The following is a 14,417-nucleotide window of genomic DNA, read 5'->3' on the forward strand; positions in this document are numbered from 1 at the left end:
ATCGATTTATCGTATTTCACACATAAGCTCAGCTTGTTACTGACTTAACGATCAGGTGACTTCATGTCGGTTTCCCACGCCCAACTCAAAGCCTTCCACGCTGTGGCCGTGCATGGAAGCTTCACCAAAGCCGCCGAGCGCCTTTTTCTCACGCAACCGGCGATTTCCGACCAGGTGCGCAAACTCGAAGAGCGTTTCGGCGTTTTGCTGTTTCACCGCAATAAACGCTCCGTGCGCCTGACTGATCTGGGCGAACGCTTGCTGGCGATCACCCAGCGCCTGTTTGTGATTGAAGCCGAAGCGCAGGAGTTGTTGCAGGAATCCCAGGCCCTGCAGACCGGCAGCCTGATTCTCGCGGTGGATGCGCCTGTGCACGTGCTGCCGCAGATCGCGCGATTCTGCGAACGTTATCCGGGAATCAGCGTGAAGATCGAGACCGGTAACACCGATGAATCACTGTTTCGCCTGTTCAATTACCAGGCCGATTTAGCCCTGCTCGGGCGTGACGTCAGTGATGAACGATTGCTCTGTGTGCCGCTGCGCAATGATCCGATGGTGGCGTTCGTGTCGCGCAATCATCCGTGGGCCGAGCGTGAATCGATCTGCCTGGCAGATCTGGATGACACGCCGCTGGTGCTGCGTGAACACGGCTCGGTGACGCGGCAGACGCTGGAAGAGGAAATGGCCCGGGCGGGGTTTCGCATTCGTCCGGCGATTCAGGTCGAGGGACGGGAAGCGGCGCGTGAGGCGGTGGTGGTCGGGATTGGTGTCGGGGTTGTTTCGGCGGCAGAGTTTGGCGCCGATTCGCGGGTATGTGCGTTGCCGATTGTCGACTGCACCCGACGATTGACGGAGACGCTGGTGTGTTTGCGTGAGCAAAGCAATCGACGGGTGGTGGCGACCTTTCTCGATATGGTCCGCGAAAGCCTTGTGTAAGCAATACCGGCCCCATCGCTGGCAAGCCAGCTCCCACAAGTTTCTTGGTTGTACACAGTACCTTTGAACGACCAAGATCACTGTGGGAGCTGGCTTGCCAGCGATTGGGGCGACTCGGTGTATCAGGCTGGCGCAAGGCCAAAGAACGCCTGAATCAAGCGCAACTCCCGCCGCCGCTCCATGCAGCCGATCATGTGCCGGTTCACCAGCCCGGCCCCGACAATCGGAATCGCCACCACGCGCGGGTCATGGCTGACCTCAACCGATGACACCACACCAACGCCCAACTCGGCAGCGACGGCCTCTGTCACTGCCTCACGGCTGTCCAATTCCAGCAACACGCGCGGATGGATCGATGCCTGCCCACAGGCGTCATCAAACGTACGCCGGGTGATTGAACTCGGCTCGCGCAGCACCATGATCACTTGATCCAGCTCCTTGAGCTTCACTTCCGCGGTGCGAATCGCCCACGGGTGCCCTGCCGGCACCAACGCGCAAATCCGTGATTCGCTCAATGCTTGCAGATGCAGGCCTTTGCGCGGCTCCACTTCGGTCAACACCGCCACATCGGCGTGTTCCGACAGCAACGCTGCGAGGGTTTCCTGGGCATTGCCCAAACGCAGATTCACCGTGATCCCCGGATACCGCGCGCGCAGGCTGGCCAGCATTGGCATGACCATGTGCGGCCCGTCCGCCGCCACTTCCAGCCGCCCCGTCAGCAACTGCCGGTTGGCTTCCAGCATCGTCTGCGCCTCTTCCACCAGGCCAAACATCGCGCGGGTGATCGCCGCCAGTTTGGTGCCCTCCTCGGTCAGTTCCACCCGTCGCGCGGTGCGCCGCAACAGGGTGATCTGGTAGTGCTCCTCCAGCGCCTTGATGTGCCCGGTTACCGCTGGCTGACTGATAAACAAGCGCGCGGCGGCGCGGGTGAAGCTGCCTTCACGGGCCACGGCGTCAAAGGCGCGGAGCTGGAACAGGTTCATGGATAACTCTCGCTGATGGCTGGCATAACAACAAACAATTTGATTGATGCAACGGCGAATTGCAACGTATGTCCCGTAGCTTCATCCCACAGCGCAATCCGAGGACACACGAATGAGTATCGCCGAACCCATCCTGCTCACTCCCGGCCCGTTGACCACTTCGGCCCGCACCCGCCAGGCGATGATGGTCGACTGGGGGTCATGGGATGACCGCTTCAACCAACTGACCGCCAGCCTCTGCGAACAATTGCTGGCGATCCTCAACGGCGCCGCCACGCACCACTGCGTGCCGTTGCAGGGCAGCGGCACCTTCGCCGTCGAAGCGGCCATCGGCACGTTGGTGCCGCGTGACGGCAAAGTGCTGGTGCTGATCAACGGTGCCTACGGCAAGCGTCTGGCGAAGATCTGCGAAGTGCTCGGCCGTTCATTCAGCACTTTTGAAACCGCTGAAGATGAACCGACCACCGCCGCTGACGTCGACCGTCTGCTGCGCGCCGACAGCGATATCACCCACGTCGCGCTGATCCATTGCGAAACCAGCACCGGGATTCTCAATCCGCTGCCGGAGATTGCCGAGGTCGTTGCGCAACACGGCAAACGCTTGATCATCGACGCAATGAGCTCCTTCGGCGCACTGCCGGTGGACGCGCAACAAGTGCCGTTCGATGCACTGATCGCCGCGTCCGGCAAATGTCTGGAAGGCGTACCGGGGATGGGCTTTGTCTTCGCTCGCAAGGAATCACTGGCCGCAGCCGCCGGCAATTCGCACTCGCTGGCGATGGATCTGTTTGATCAGCACAGCTATATGAAGAAAACCGGCCAATGGCGCTTCACCCCGCCGACCCACGTGGTCGCGGCGCTGCACGAAGCCCTGCTGCAATACAACGAAGAAGGTGGCCTGTCGGCGCGGCATGCGCGTTACGCGGCCAACTGTCAGGCGTTGATGGAAGAGATGGGCAAACTCGGTTTGCGCAGCTTCCTGCCGGCGGCGATACAGGCGCCGATCATCGCCACGTTCCATGCGCCGCAGGATCCGCGTTACCAGTTCAAGGATTTCTATGAGCGGGTCAAGGCCAAGGGTTACATCCTCTATCCGGGCAAATTGACCCAAGTCGAGACCTTCCGCGTGGGCTGCATCGGCCATGTCAGCCCGGACGAAATGCGCCAGGCCGTTGCAGCGATCGGCGAAGTGCTGCGCGAGATGGAAGTCCTCGAAATCTGAACCACCACGATCCCACATTTTTGAATTGCATTGCCATTACAGGAATTTGATTGCCATGAACTACGTCAATCCAAACAAGCTGCAAGCCGCGATCCTCGACTGGGCCGGCACCGTGGTCGATTTCGGCTCCTTCGCACCCACGCAGATCTTCGTCGAAGCCTTCGCCGAGTTCGACGTGCAGGTCTCCATCGAAGAAGCCCGTGGCCCGATGGGTATGGGCAAGTGGGACCACATCCGCACCCTCTGCGATCAGCCGCAAGTGGCCGAGCGTTATCGCAAGGCGTTCGGCCGCACGCCGACCGATGACGACGTCACCGCGATCTACAACCGTTTCATGCCGCTGCAGATCGAAAAGATCGCCGAGCACTCGGCGCTGATCCCCGGGGCGCTGGAAACCATCGCCAACCTGCGTCAGCAAGGCATCAAGATCGGCTCGTGCTCCGGCTACCCGAAGCAAGTGATGGACAAGGTCGTCGAACTGGCCGCCACCAATGGCTACGTCGCTGACCACGTGGTCGCCACCGATGAAGTGCCGAACGGCCGACCTTGGCCGGCTCAGGCGCTGGCCAACGTGATCGCGCTGGGCATCGACGATGTCGCGGCGTGCGTGAAGATCGACGACACCGTGCCGGGCATTCTCGAAGGCCGTCGCGCCGGGATGTGGACCGTCGCGCTGATCTGCTCGGGCAATGCGCTGGGTCTGGATTACGCCGGTTTCCGTGCCTTGGGCAGTGATGAACTGGCCAGCGAACGCAAACGCATTCACGCGCTGTTCGAAGGCTCGCGCCCGCACTACATGATCGACACCATCACTGATCTGCCGGAAGTGATCGCCGACATCAACAAGCGCCTGGCCAAGGGTGAGATGCCGCAATCGAGCTGACCCCTGCCGCTTGCTGCCAACAAAAACGCCAGCGTCTGCACGACACTGGCGTTTTTTAATTGGCAAAGCCCTGATTCAGCGCATTGAAAGTCCGATCAGCCTCAGGCAAATCCGCCAAAGCGGATTACAGTTAAAGCATGCCGTCGCACAAGAACGGCCGTTTTGACCCTGATCTGTGAGGAAACACCGTATGCCGTGGACAAGTTCCGAATCCCGCTACAGCACCGTATCGGTCCTCTTGCACTGGCTGATGCTGGTCCTGTTGGTGCTGGTGTACGCCAGCATGGAATTGCGCGGGCTGTTTCCAAAAGGCAGCGGCGGGCGCACGCTGATCCGCGAAGTGCACTACATGCTCGGCCTGACTGTGTTTGTGCTGGTGTGGTTTCGCCTGCTCGCGCGCAGCCTCGGCCCGGCGCCGAAAATCTTTCCCGCCTCGCCACAATGGCAAACGGTGCTGGCGCGACTGATGCACTGGGCGCTGTACCTGTTCATGATCAGCATGCCGATTCTCGGCTGGCTGATTACCAGTGCCGAGGGGCATCAGGTGATGTTCTATGGTTTTGATCTGCCGCTGCTGGTCGCCGAAAACAAGGATTTCGCCAAGCAGGTCGAGCACTGGCATGTGCTGATTGCCACGATCGGCTACTGGCTGATCGGCCTGCATGCGCTGGCGGGGATCTATCACCATTACGTGGTCGGTGATAACACGCTGCTGCGGATGATGCCCAAGCGCGGTTGACCGTCAGAGGCTGGCGATAAAACCGCGCCGGCCCTGCAAGCCTCCGGTATGAATGAAGATCAGCCGCGTGCCCCGCGCGAATCTGCCTGCCTCGACCTGTTGCTTGAGTGCCAGCAATGCTTTGCCGGTGTACAACGGCTCCAGAGGAATGCCGCTGGTCTGCTCGGTTTGTTCGATGAACGCAAGCAACGCCGGATCAACCTTGGCAAAGCCGCCACGGCTGGCGCCGAGCAGTTCATAACTCCCGTTGCCCTGCCCTGCGGCCTGCAGGATCGACTCGACTTGCGGCGCCACACCGTGATCGTCCGGCACAGCCAGCGCGCCATAGACCGGGTGGGCCCCGGCTTCCGCCAGCACCAATCCCGCCAATGTCGTGCCGGTGCCGCAGGCCAGCCACCAGGCGTGATAATCACGCCAGCCCAGCGTGTGCAGTTGCGCTTGCGCCTGCTGTTGGATAGCCGCGCAACCAAGCGCCCCCGTCAATCCGCCACCGCCCTCGGGCACCGCATACAACTGCCGATACTGCGCGTGCCAAGGTTCCCAGAACCCTGGCTCGGTTCGCGCGCGATAACCGCCGTAACCCAGCCAATGCAACTGCATGCCGAACGCCTGCAAATCCCGCACTGTCGGCGTTTGCTGCGCATGCCCGCGCAACAGCCCCACGGTGTTGAACCCCAGCCGCTGCCCCGCCGCCGCCAACGCATGCAGATGATTAGAGTGAGCCCCACCGAGACTGATGATGCCTTCGGCACCCGCACGGTCGGCGGCTTTGAGGTGTTCGACGAGTTTGAACCATTTGTTGCCGCTGATCAGCGGGTCGATCTGGTCGAGGCGCAGAATAGCGACTTCAATGCCGGCGGTTGCGAGCCAGTCCAGATGAAGGTGTTCGAGAGGGGCTTGGGGTAGCCAATCGGAGGGAGGCAAAAGCATGGGCACGGCATGATCTGGAAAAGATCACATACTAGTAGGAGCTGCCGCAGGCTGCGATCTTTTGATCTTGATTCAAAAACAAGAATCAAAAGATCGCAGCCTGCGGCAGCTCCTACAAAAGGGGTTTACAGTTCAGCGGCGAGGCGCGAGCCCTGGTTGATCGCACGCTTGGCATCCAGCTCTGCCGCCACATCGGCACCACCGATCAGGTGCACGTTCTGCCCCGCTTCGACCAGACCGTCCTGCAATTCACGCAGCGGATCTTGCCCCGCGCAAATCACGATATTGTCCACCGCCAGCAATTGCGGCTCGCCGGTTTCGCCAATGCGGATGTGCAGGCCCTGGTCATCGATGCTCAGGTATTCAACGCTGTTGAGCATCTGCACCTGCTTATTCTTCAGACCGGTACGGTGAATCCAGCCCGTGGTTTTGCCCAGACCATCGCCGACCTTGGTTTTCTTGCGCTGCAACAGGAACACTTCGCGGGCCGGTGCATGCGGCGCCGCTTTGATCCCGGCGACGCCACCGCGAGCTTCCAGTTTGGTATCGATGCCCCACTCTTTCCAGAACGCGGCGCGATCCTGACTGGTCGCGACGCCTTCGTGAACGAGGAATTCCGACACGTCAAAACCGATACCGCCGGCGCCGATCACCGCGACACGCTTGCCGACCGGTTTGCGCTCAAGGATCACGTCCAGATAGCTCAGCACCTTGGCGTTGTCGACGCCCGGGATCGCCGGAACACGCGGCGCAATACCAGTGGCGAGGATGATTTCGTCGTAACCGCCGTCAACCAGTTTCGCCACATCGACGCGGGTGTTCAGGCAGACCTCAACGTGGGTGGTCTGCAGCTTGCGCTTGAAGTAACGCAGGGTTTCGAAGAACTCTTCTTTGCCCGGCACACGCTTGGCGATGTTGAACTGACCGCCGATTTCACTGGCGGAATCGAACAACGTCACCTGATGGCCGCGCTCGGCGGCCACGGTTGCGGCGGACAGCCCGGCAGGGCCAGCACCGACCACAGCGATTTTCTTGATCTGCTGCACGGGCAAGTAGTTGAGTTCGGTTTCGTGGCAAGCACGCGGGTTGACCAGGCAACTGGTCAACTTGCCGCCGAAGGTGTGATCGAGGCACGCCTGGTTGCAGCCGATGCAGGTGTTGATTTCGTCGGCACGGCCTTCGGCGGCCTTGTTGACGAAGTCCGGGTCGGCGAGGAACGGCCGCGCCATCGAGACCATGTCGGCATCGCCTTCAGCCAGAATCTGCTCGGCGATTTCCGGGGTGTTGATGCGGTTGGTGGTGATCAGCGGAATGCTCACCGAGCCACGCAGCTTGGCTGTGACCTTGCTGAATGCCGCACGCGGCACTTTGGTGGCGATGGTCGGAATCCGCGCCTCGTGCCAGCCAATGCCAGTGTTGATGATGGTCGCACCGGCCTGCTCGATGGCTTTGGCCAAGGTGACGATCTCGTCCCAAGTGCTGCCGCCCTCGACCAGATCGAGCATCGACAGACGGAAAATGATGATGAAGTTCGGGCCGACGGCTTCGCGTACGCGGCGAACGATTTCCACCGGCAGGCGCATGCGGTTTTCGTAGCTGCCGCCCCAACGGTCGGTGCGGTGGTTGGTGTGCGCAGCGAGGAACTGGTTAATGAAATAACCTTCCGAGCCCATGATTTCGACACCGTCGTATTCGGCGGTTTGCGCCAGTACCGAACAGGTGACGAAATCGCTGATCTGCTTCTCGATGCCTTCCTCGTCCAGCTCTTTGGGCTTGAACGGGTTGATCGGTGCCTGAATCGCACTCGGCGCCACTTGCTTCGGGCTGTAGGCATAGCGCCCGGCGTGAAGGATCTGCATGCAGATCTTGCCGCCCGCCTCATGCACCGCACGGGTGACGATGCGGTGTTTGAGTGCTTCGTCTTCGGTGGTCAGCTTGGCCGCGCCGGAGTACACGCCGCCCTCGTCGTTCGGGCCGATACCGCCGGTGACCATCAGGCCGACGCCGCCACGGGCACGTTCGGCGAAGTATGCCGCCATGCGTTCGAAGCCACCCGGCTTTTCTTCCAGACCGGTGTGCATCGAGCCCATCAAGGTGCGGTTGCGCAGCGTGGTGAATCCCAGGTCCAGCGGGGCCAACAGGTGCGGGTAATGAGCGGCGGTCATCGGTAACTCCACAACGAGCGATCACGGAAAAGTTGCGGGCGCTCTGCGGCCCCCGTCAGTCATGTTCGACAGACTAAGAGTCGCATCGCTGTCACTCAATGACCGTAACTGACAACTTATTGATCCAAATGCGCAGTGCCCCTTGGCAACCAGGGCCATGGGCCCTACCCTAGTCGCCATACCCTGTACCCGGTAGTTGTTGGTTTTCATGCGCAAACTTTTGTACCTGTTCTTTTCCATGGCCCTCGTCGCCGCCCTGACCACCTACGCCATGTGGGCGGCGGACCGGCCGGCGGGGCATTACCTGTCGGACTTACGCATTAAAGTGGCGGTCGATCAGGGCACCCCCGCCGATCGCGGCAATCTGCTGGGCATCCAGCCCGAGCTGTTTCCCACCGATTATCAGAGCTCCGAGCGTCTGCACCGCAAACTCGCGGCCTATCTGCAGCAGGCACAGGAACAGGGCTTGTTGAACGACAAGACCGTTGTAGTGCTGCCGGAGAATGTCGGCACCTGGCTGATGCTCAGCGGCGAGAAAGACGAGCTGTATCAGGCGCCGACGCTCACCGAGGCGATGAACTGGCTGGCCGCGAGCAATCCGCTGCTGTTCGCCCGTGCCTGGCTCAGCGCCAGCGGCACCGATCGCCTCAACGACGCTCATCTGCGGATGAAATCCAAAACCATGGCCAAGGATTATCAGGCGCTGTTCGGCGGTCTGGCCAAAGAGTTTCACGTGACCCTGGTGGCCGGTTCGATCGTGCTGCCGGAGCCAAGCATTCGCGACGGCCAACTCAAACCGGGCAGCGGCGCGCTGTTCAACAGCAGTGTGGTGTTTGGCCGTGACGGCGTACCGCTCGGTCAGCCGCAACGGCAGATGCACCCTGTGTTCGATCAGCGTGAAGTGATCGAAGGTGCAGACAAACATGCCCTCAACGTGGTCGACACCCCGGCCGGACGCCTCGGTGTGCTGATTGGCAGCGACAGTTGGTATCCGGACAATTACCGCAAACTCGATGAGCAAAATGCACAATTGATCGCGGTGCCGGCGCAAGTGTTCGGCCCCGGTGCGTGGAACCGCCCTTGGCGCGGCTATAAAGGCTCAAGCACACCGGGTTCGGTCAGCCTCAAACCCGGTGAAGTCAGTGAAGGCCAGGCCTGGCATCGCCTGACCCTGACCGCACAACCACCGAGCAGCCGGGCGATTGCCGGTATGAGCGTGTTCCTGCGCGGGCAGTTCTGGGATCAGTCCGGTTCCGGCCAAAGCTTTCTCAGCAGCAACGGCCAGCAGTTCGCCGACGGCGATGCCCGCGGCGCGCGTTTACTGAATATCTGGTTGTAAGCGATGAAACCGCTGCCGATGCGTCTGGGCGATCTGTCGGTAGGCTTCGTGCACAGCCTCGCCGATGCGGTGCGCAGTCATGCCACCGATCCGCAGCCATTGCTGGAGCAATATGGTCTGGACGCCGCGCGACTGGCTGAGGCCGGGGCGCGCTTGTCGATTCCGCGCTATATGCGCTTGGGCCACGCAGCAATTCAGTTGACCGGCGATTCGGCGCTGGGCTTGCGCATGGGCCAGCTCAGCCGCCTGAGTCAGGCCGGGCTGGCCGGCGTCACCGCTGCACAAGCACCGACCGTCCGTGAAGCCGCGCGCTGCCTGATCCGTTTCGAGGCGTTATACGGTTCCAACTATCGCGGCCAGTCCAGTTTCCACGAAGACGCCAATGGCGCGTGGCTGCGTTTCTATTCGATCAGCCCGTACAACGCCTATAACCGTTTTGTCGTGGACTCGATCATCGCCGGGTGGCTGCATCAGCTCTCCAGTGTCAGCCGCGAATCGCTGCAGGCCGAACGCATCGACATCGAATTCGATGAACCGGATTACCGCGAGGCTTACAGCGTGCTGGGTGATTGCCCAATCCAGTTCGGTGCCGAGCGTAATCAACTGCGCCTGAACCTGAGCAGCCTCGCACAGCGTAATCCGGAGCATTGTCCAAGTACCTGGCGGCACCTGCTGCAACTGTGTGAACGCGAACTGGAGCAATTGACCCGCACCCGCAGCCTGCGCGAACGCATCACGCAATTGCTCGGGCCGTTGCTCAATGGTGGCCGGGAGCCCGACCTGGAAGAAGTGGCGGCACGCCTGAAGCTGCCGACCTGGACCTTGCGACGCAAACTGGCCGAGGAAGGCACGCAGTTTCGCGCAATCCTCAACGATACGCGCCGGGATCTGGCGATGACCTACATCCGCGACACCGAACTGGCGTTCGGGGAAATTGCCTACCTGCTGGGTTTCGCCTCAGCCGAAGCATTCCAGCGAGCCTTCAAACGCTGGAGCGGTCAGACGCCCGGCGAATTCCGCCGCAGTCACCGAAAAACGGCTTAAAAGCACCCGAGAGCTACAAGCTTCAAGCTGTAAGTCAAAGCTCGGTGGCGTCTTCGGCGGGCTCGGGTTGATCCAGTTCAAAGGCCTGGTACTCGAGCAGCTCTTCTTGATATTCATCCATCGTGTAATCCCCCTGCTGCTCTCTTGAATGGGCCTGAGCAAATGCCCAGTGCCTCGAGCTTAACGTGCTCGTATGAAGGAAAAGTGAAACCCGGCCTTCATGAATAAAACGTAGCAGGCGGTCAGGAATTTATCGCGGGATTTTTGTCAGGGGAATGTAACGAGATTTTAAGCCACCCCAAAAACTACCGTGGGAGCGAGCTTGCTCGCGAAGGCGTCGGACCATTCAGCACATAGGTGACTGAAAGTCCGTCTTCGCGAGCAGGCTCGCTCCCACAGGGATTTGGGGTGAGGCTGTTTATTGGCCGGACGCTGGCATCGCCGGAATCGGCTCGGATGGCGGCGGAATGTCCGGGTTGGCCGGTGGCGTGATGGTTTCGGTCGCGGGTGCAGGTTCTGCGCTCGGCGCCGGGGTGATCGGCGCGGCCTCAGCCGGTGGAGCGACCGGTTCCGACGTCACTGGCGCGGTTTCGGCAGGTGCTGGCGCCGGTTCTGCCGCCGGGGCTGGCGTTGCTGCAGGTTCGGCCGCCGGAGTCGGGGTTGGCGCCAGCGTTGCCGGTGCCGCCTTCGCTTCAGGCACACCCAGGTCAGCCTTCGGCTTCTCTTCGATGTGCGCAGCCTTCTTCGCATCCGCCGGCAAGAACTGCTCGACCAACGTAAAGAAACGCTCGTAGAACTTTTGCGCCGTCACCGTCTCGCTGGCCACCTTGACCATCGAATCGTCGGACGAGCCGATCGGCATCGACACCGAACCCAACACACCCACGCCGAGGCTGGCGGAGTTGTTGGTCTTCTTCAGTGCGTAACGATCCTGCAAGGCGTTGGCGAACATCGTCGCATGGTGCCCGGCACTGCCGTCATCGGCGCAGACCACGTTGAAGCTGATCTCCATGTGGGTATCGCCGGTTTGCTGGAAGCTCTTGTGGCCGCTGACCAGTTTCGGGTCACTGCTGGTGATGATGTAGCCCTGACTGAGCAACGCACGACGGGCCGCTTCGCAGCTGACCGAATCGGTCACCGGGTAATTGCGCGAAAACGTACCGGAGTCATCGAAGTTCTCATGCTCATACATCGGCTTGTCTTTCGAACAGCCGGCAACAGCGGTCAACAACAGCGCCAGCCCGACAACACGCATGGGAGTGGAAATCAACATTGAACATCCTGAGAGAAAACGGTCCGGGGCGTATTGTGCAACAGATCACGACCCTGCGGCGCATGGATTAGTGTCTTAAAGCAGTTACAACGCTATCGACCGTCAGTTGCGGGAAAAAGTCGCAACGCCAGGTGATCAATGAACACGCGCAGTTTCGCCGTGGCGTGGCGACTCGATGGCCATAGGACCCAGAACTGCCCGGTGTGTTCAAGATGCGAATCGAGCACGCGACGCAAACGGCCTTGCGCCTCGGCCTCACGGGTCATGAAATCCGGCAGACAGGCAATGCCCATGCCGGCGAGTGCCGCGTGGCTCACAGCTTCGATGGAGGTGCTGACCAACCGCGTCGGCAACGTCGGCTCGGCGGCACCCTCCGCGCGAATCAGCGGCCAGGTTTCCAGTTTTCCAGTGGCATGAAACGTATGCCGAAGACATGCGTGCGCCGCCAGATCATCGGGGCTTCGCGGCACGCCGCGCTGCGCCAGATACCCAGGACTGGCCACCAGCACCATGTGAAATTCGCCCAACGGTCGCGCCATCAATCGAGAATCCCGCGGTTTGCCGGTGCGGATCACGGCGTCGAAGCCTTCTTCAACCACATCGACCATGCGATCGGTCAAATCCAGATCCAGTTCAATCTGCGGATACAACGCCATGAACTCGTTCATCACCGGCATCACCAAGCCATGCACCTGCGGCAGGCTGATGCGCAATTTGCCGTGGGGTTTGGCAGCGGCATCGCACAATTCGAACTCCGCCGCCTCGACTTCCGCGAGGATCTTGCGACAGCGCTCCAGAAACAGCGCACCCTCGCTGGTCAGCGTGACACTGCGGGTGGTGCGTTGAAACAGCCGGACACCCAGTCGCGCCTCCAGCCGGGCAATACTTTTGCCTACCGCCGACGATGAAACCCCTTGCAGCCGGCCAGCCTCAGTAAAACTACGCGTCTCGGCGACCTGAACAAACACCGAAATACCGCCCAGGCTATCCATACCATCCTCCCATTGCCGACATCCGTGTCCGATATGTTCGGAACCTTAACCCGTTTTTCGCCGATGTGCAGCGCCCTACTCTGTGCTTCTCGTCAATTTTGCACATGGATGCCGGCTCATGAACGATGCCCAACTCGGTTGCCCCGCACTTGAACAACCCGTCGATCGCCGCGAGCGATTACCGCTTGCCGCGCTGCTGGCACTGGCTACCGCCGGATTCATTACGGTCATGACCGAAGCCATGCCCGCCGGCCTGTTACCCCAGATGAGCAGCGGCCTGAATGTCTCCCAGGCGCTGATCGGGCAATTGGTCACGCTGTACGCGATCGGCTCGATTCTGGCGGCGATTCCACTGACGATCGCCACCCGAGGCTGGCGAAGAAAACCGCTGCTGCTGGCCGCCATCGGCGGCTTTGCCATCGCCAACAGCATCACCGCCCTGTCGGAATGGTACTGGCTGACGCTGATTGCACGGTTTATTGCCGGCATATTTGCCGGGTTGCTGTGGGCGCTGCTGGCGGGATACGCGAGCCGTATGGTCGCGCCACACCTGCAAGGCCGCGCCATCACCGTCGCGATGCTCGGCGCACCGCTTGCACTGTCGCTGGGAATCCCCGCAGGCACCCTGCTCGGCACCCTGGTCGGCTGGCGTCTGAGCTTCGCCATCATGACCGGGCTGACCGTTGCGCTGGTGATCTGGGTACAGTGGCAAGTCCCGGACTTCGCCGGCGAACGCGCGGGAAACCGCCTGCCACTGCGTCAGGTGTTCACCTTGCCGGGCGTGCGATCCGTGTTGTTGGTCACGCTTACCTACGTCGTCGCGCACAACTTGTTGTACACCTACATCGCGCCGTTCCTGCAGCCATCCGGGCTTGATGCCAATGTCGACCGCGTGCTGCTGGTATTCGGCCTCGCCTCGGTGCTGAGCCTGTGGATCGTCGGCAGCCTGATTGACTGCTGGCTGCGCGAACTGGTGTTGATCAGTGCCGGGCTGTTCATGCTGTCAGCGGTCGTGCTGGGCCTGTGGCGCGATTCGCCGATTGTCATTTACATCGCTACCGCTGTCTGGGGACTGGCGTTCGGCGCCATGCCATCGTTGCTGCAAACCGCATCTGCCAAAACCGCGAAAGAGGCTGCCGATACAGCGCAATCGATGCTGGTGACGCTATGGAATGTCGGGATTGCTGGCGGTGGCTTGGTCGGAGGTCTGTTACTGGGAAACCTTGGGGTGGGGACATTTCCGTGGATCGTTGCAGGATTGCTGGTATTGACCTTGTCTGTGGCGGTCAACGCTCGGGACCAAGGTTTTCCAAAAGCTGGATGAGACCGATTGCCCGCTGGATTAAATCCGGTCTGCTGGAAATTGGTCGACTGACAGGCCGCCTTCGCGAGCAAGCTCGCTCCTACAATTGGAATGAGTACATCTGCAAAAACAGGTCGGCTGGTAGGCCGCCATCGCGAGCAGGCTCGCTCCTACAATTGGAATGAGTACATCTGCAAAAACAGGGCGGCTGGTAGGCCGCCTTCGCGAGCAAGCTCGCTCCTACAATTGGAATGAGTACATCTGCAAAAACAGGTCGGCTGGTAGGCCGCCTTCGCGAGCAGGCTCGCTCCTACAATTGGAATGAGTACATCTGCAAAAACAGGTCGGCTGGTAGGCCGCCATCGCGAGCAGGCTCACTCCTACAATTGGAATGAGTACATCTGCAAAAACAGGTCGGCTGGTAGGCTACCTTCGCGAGCAAGGTCGCTCCTACAATTGGAATGAGTACATCTGCAAAAACAGGTCGGCTGGTAGACTACCTTCGCGAGCAAGCTCGCTCCTACAATTGGAATGAGTACATCTGCAAAAACAGGGCGGCTGGTAGGCCGCCTTCGCGAGCAAGCTCGCTCCTACAATTGGAATGAGTA

At 60.7% G+C, this 14,417-nt stretch carries 12 protein-coding genes; 7 read left to right on the forward strand and 5 right to left on the reverse strand.

Features of this window, described 5'->3' with window-relative positions; genetic code table 11:
• The first annotated feature begins 63 nt into the window (after nucleotides 1-63).
• On the forward strand, nucleotides 64-936 hold the full coding sequence (locus ACIF4X_RS09765) for a LysR family transcriptional regulator (RefSeq protein ID WP_397481956.1): 873 nt from the start codon (nucleotides 64-66) through the stop codon (nucleotides 934-936).
• Nucleotides 937-1,058: 122 nt separating this feature from the next.
• Here the strand turns inward: ACIF4X_RS09765 and ACIF4X_RS09770 are convergent, their stop codons facing one another.
• Complete coding sequence (locus ACIF4X_RS09770) at nucleotides 1,059-1,919, reverse strand: LysR substrate-binding domain-containing protein (RefSeq protein WP_397481957.1); 861 nt, start codon at nucleotides 1,917-1,919, stop codon at nucleotides 1,059-1,061.
• A 112-nt stretch (nucleotides 1,920-2,031) separates the two neighbouring features.
• Here ACIF4X_RS09770 and ACIF4X_RS09775 point away from each other — a divergent pair, with 112 nt between their 5' ends.
• From ACIF4X_RS09775 to ACIF4X_RS09785, 3 genes are all read left to right on the forward strand, one after another.
• Nucleotides 2,032-3,141, forward strand: coding sequence for a 2-aminoethylphosphonate--pyruvate transaminase (locus ACIF4X_RS09775; protein ID WP_397481958.1), 1,110 nt, complete (start codon nucleotides 2,032-2,034; stop codon nucleotides 3,139-3,141).
• A 55-nt stretch (nucleotides 3,142-3,196) separates the two neighbouring features.
• Nucleotides 3,197-4,024 (forward strand): phosphonoacetaldehyde hydrolase, encoded by an 828-nt coding sequence (gene phnX, locus ACIF4X_RS09780; RefSeq protein WP_397481959.1) that lies wholly within the window; start codon nucleotides 3,197-3,199, stop codon nucleotides 4,022-4,024.
• A gap of 190 nt (nucleotides 4,025-4,214) precedes the next feature.
• Nucleotides 4,215-4,763 carry a cytochrome b gene (locus ACIF4X_RS09785; RefSeq protein WP_397481960.1) on the forward strand — a complete coding sequence of 183 codons (549 nt, stop codon included), beginning with the start codon at nucleotides 4,215-4,217 and terminating at the stop codon, nucleotides 4,761-4,763.
• 3 nt (nucleotides 4,764-4,766) lie between these two features.
• Here ACIF4X_RS09785 and ACIF4X_RS09790 read toward each other — a convergent pair whose 3' ends face one another.
• Nucleotides 4,767-5,693, reverse strand: coding sequence for a 1-aminocyclopropane-1-carboxylate deaminase/D-cysteine desulfhydrase (locus tag ACIF4X_RS09790; protein WP_397481961.1), 927 nt, complete (start codon nucleotides 5,691-5,693; stop codon nucleotides 4,767-4,769).
• 125 nt (nucleotides 5,694-5,818) lie between these two features.
• Nucleotides 5,819-7,858, reverse strand: a complete 2,040-nt coding sequence (locus ACIF4X_RS09795) for an FAD-dependent oxidoreductase (protein ID WP_397481962.1) — start codon at nucleotides 7,856-7,858, stop codon at nucleotides 5,819-5,821.
• 208 nt (nucleotides 7,859-8,066) lie between these two features.
• Between ACIF4X_RS09795 and ACIF4X_RS09800 the strand changes: the two genes are divergently transcribed.
• On the forward strand, nucleotides 8,067-9,197 hold the full coding sequence (locus ACIF4X_RS09800; protein WP_397481963.1) for a carbon-nitrogen hydrolase family protein: 1,131 nt from the start codon (nucleotides 8,067-8,069) through the stop codon (nucleotides 9,195-9,197).
• A gap of 3 nt (nucleotides 9,198-9,200) precedes the next feature.
• Nucleotides 9,201-10,241 carry an AraC family transcriptional regulator gene (locus tag ACIF4X_RS09805; RefSeq protein ID WP_397481964.1) on the forward strand — a complete coding sequence of 347 codons (1,041 nt, stop codon included), beginning with the start codon at nucleotides 9,201-9,203 and terminating at the stop codon, nucleotides 10,239-10,241.
• Between the two features lie 418 nt (nucleotides 10,242-10,659).
• Here the strand turns inward: ACIF4X_RS09805 and ACIF4X_RS09810 are convergent, their stop codons facing one another.
• Nucleotides 10,660-11,514 carry a DUF2242 domain-containing protein gene (locus ACIF4X_RS09810; protein WP_397481965.1) on the reverse strand — a complete coding sequence of 285 codons (855 nt, stop codon included), beginning with the start codon at nucleotides 11,512-11,514 and terminating at the stop codon, nucleotides 10,660-10,662.
• A 92-nt stretch (nucleotides 11,515-11,606) separates the two neighbouring features.
• The gene (locus tag ACIF4X_RS09815) at nucleotides 11,607-12,506 is read right to left on the reverse strand and encodes a LysR family transcriptional regulator (protein WP_397481966.1); all 900 of its coding nucleotides are present in this window, start codon (nucleotides 12,504-12,506) and stop codon (nucleotides 11,607-11,609) included.
• A gap of 118 nt (nucleotides 12,507-12,624) precedes the next feature.
• Between ACIF4X_RS09815 and ACIF4X_RS09820 the strand changes: the two genes are divergently transcribed.
• Nucleotides 12,625-13,830 (forward strand): MFS transporter, encoded by a 1,206-nt coding sequence (locus ACIF4X_RS09820; RefSeq protein ID WP_397481967.1) that lies wholly within the window; start codon nucleotides 12,625-12,627, stop codon nucleotides 13,828-13,830.
• The last annotated feature ends 587 nt before the right edge of the window (nucleotides 13,831-14,417 follow it).

Origin of the sequence: Pseudomonas sp. NPDC085632, from assembly GCF_044541255.1 — a bacterium.
In the GTDB taxonomy this organism is placed as follows: domain Bacteria; phylum Pseudomonadota; class Gammaproteobacteria; order Pseudomonadales; family Pseudomonadaceae; genus Aquipseudomonas.

Bases quoted from the DNA above. Each gene is read 5' to 3' on its own strand.
- ACIF4X_RS09775 (WP_397481958.1), top strand. From the start codon at position 2,032: ATGAGTATCGCCGAACCCATCCTGCTCACTCCCGGCCCGTTGACCACT.
- ACIF4X_RS09795 (WP_397481962.1), bottom strand. From the start codon at position 7,858: ATGACCGCCGCTCATTACCCGCACCTGTTGGCCCCGCTGGACCTGGGA.
- ACIF4X_RS09765 (WP_397481956.1), top strand. From the start codon at position 64: ATGTCGGTTTCCCACGCCCAACTCAAAGCCTTCCACGCTGTGGCCGTG.
- ACIF4X_RS09800 (WP_397481963.1), top strand. From the start codon at position 8,067: ATGCGCAAACTTTTGTACCTGTTCTTTTCCATGGCCCTCGTCGCCGCC.
- phnX (WP_397481959.1), top strand. From the start codon at position 3,197: ATGAACTACGTCAATCCAAACAAGCTGCAAGCCGCGATCCTCGACTGG.
- ACIF4X_RS09790 (WP_397481961.1), bottom strand. From the start codon at position 5,693: ATGCTTTTGCCTCCCTCCGATTGGCTACCCCAAGCCCCTCTCGAACAC.
- ACIF4X_RS09815 (WP_397481966.1), bottom strand. From the start codon at position 12,506: ATGGATAGCCTGGGCGGTATTTCGGTGTTTGTTCAGGTCGCCGAGACG.
- ACIF4X_RS09785 (WP_397481960.1), top strand. From the start codon at position 4,215: ATGCCGTGGACAAGTTCCGAATCCCGCTACAGCACCGTATCGGTCCTC.
- ACIF4X_RS09820 (WP_397481967.1), top strand. From the start codon at position 12,625: ATGAACGATGCCCAACTCGGTTGCCCCGCACTTGAACAACCCGTCGAT.
- ACIF4X_RS09810 (WP_397481965.1), bottom strand. From the start codon at position 11,514: ATGTTGATTTCCACTCCCATGCGTGTTGTCGGGCTGGCGCTGTTGTTG.
- ACIF4X_RS09770 (WP_397481957.1), bottom strand. From the start codon at position 1,919: ATGAACCTGTTCCAGCTCCGCGCCTTTGACGCCGTGGCCCGTGAAGGC.
- ACIF4X_RS09805 (WP_397481964.1), top strand. From the start codon at position 9,201: ATGAAACCGCTGCCGATGCGTCTGGGCGATCTGTCGGTAGGCTTCGTG.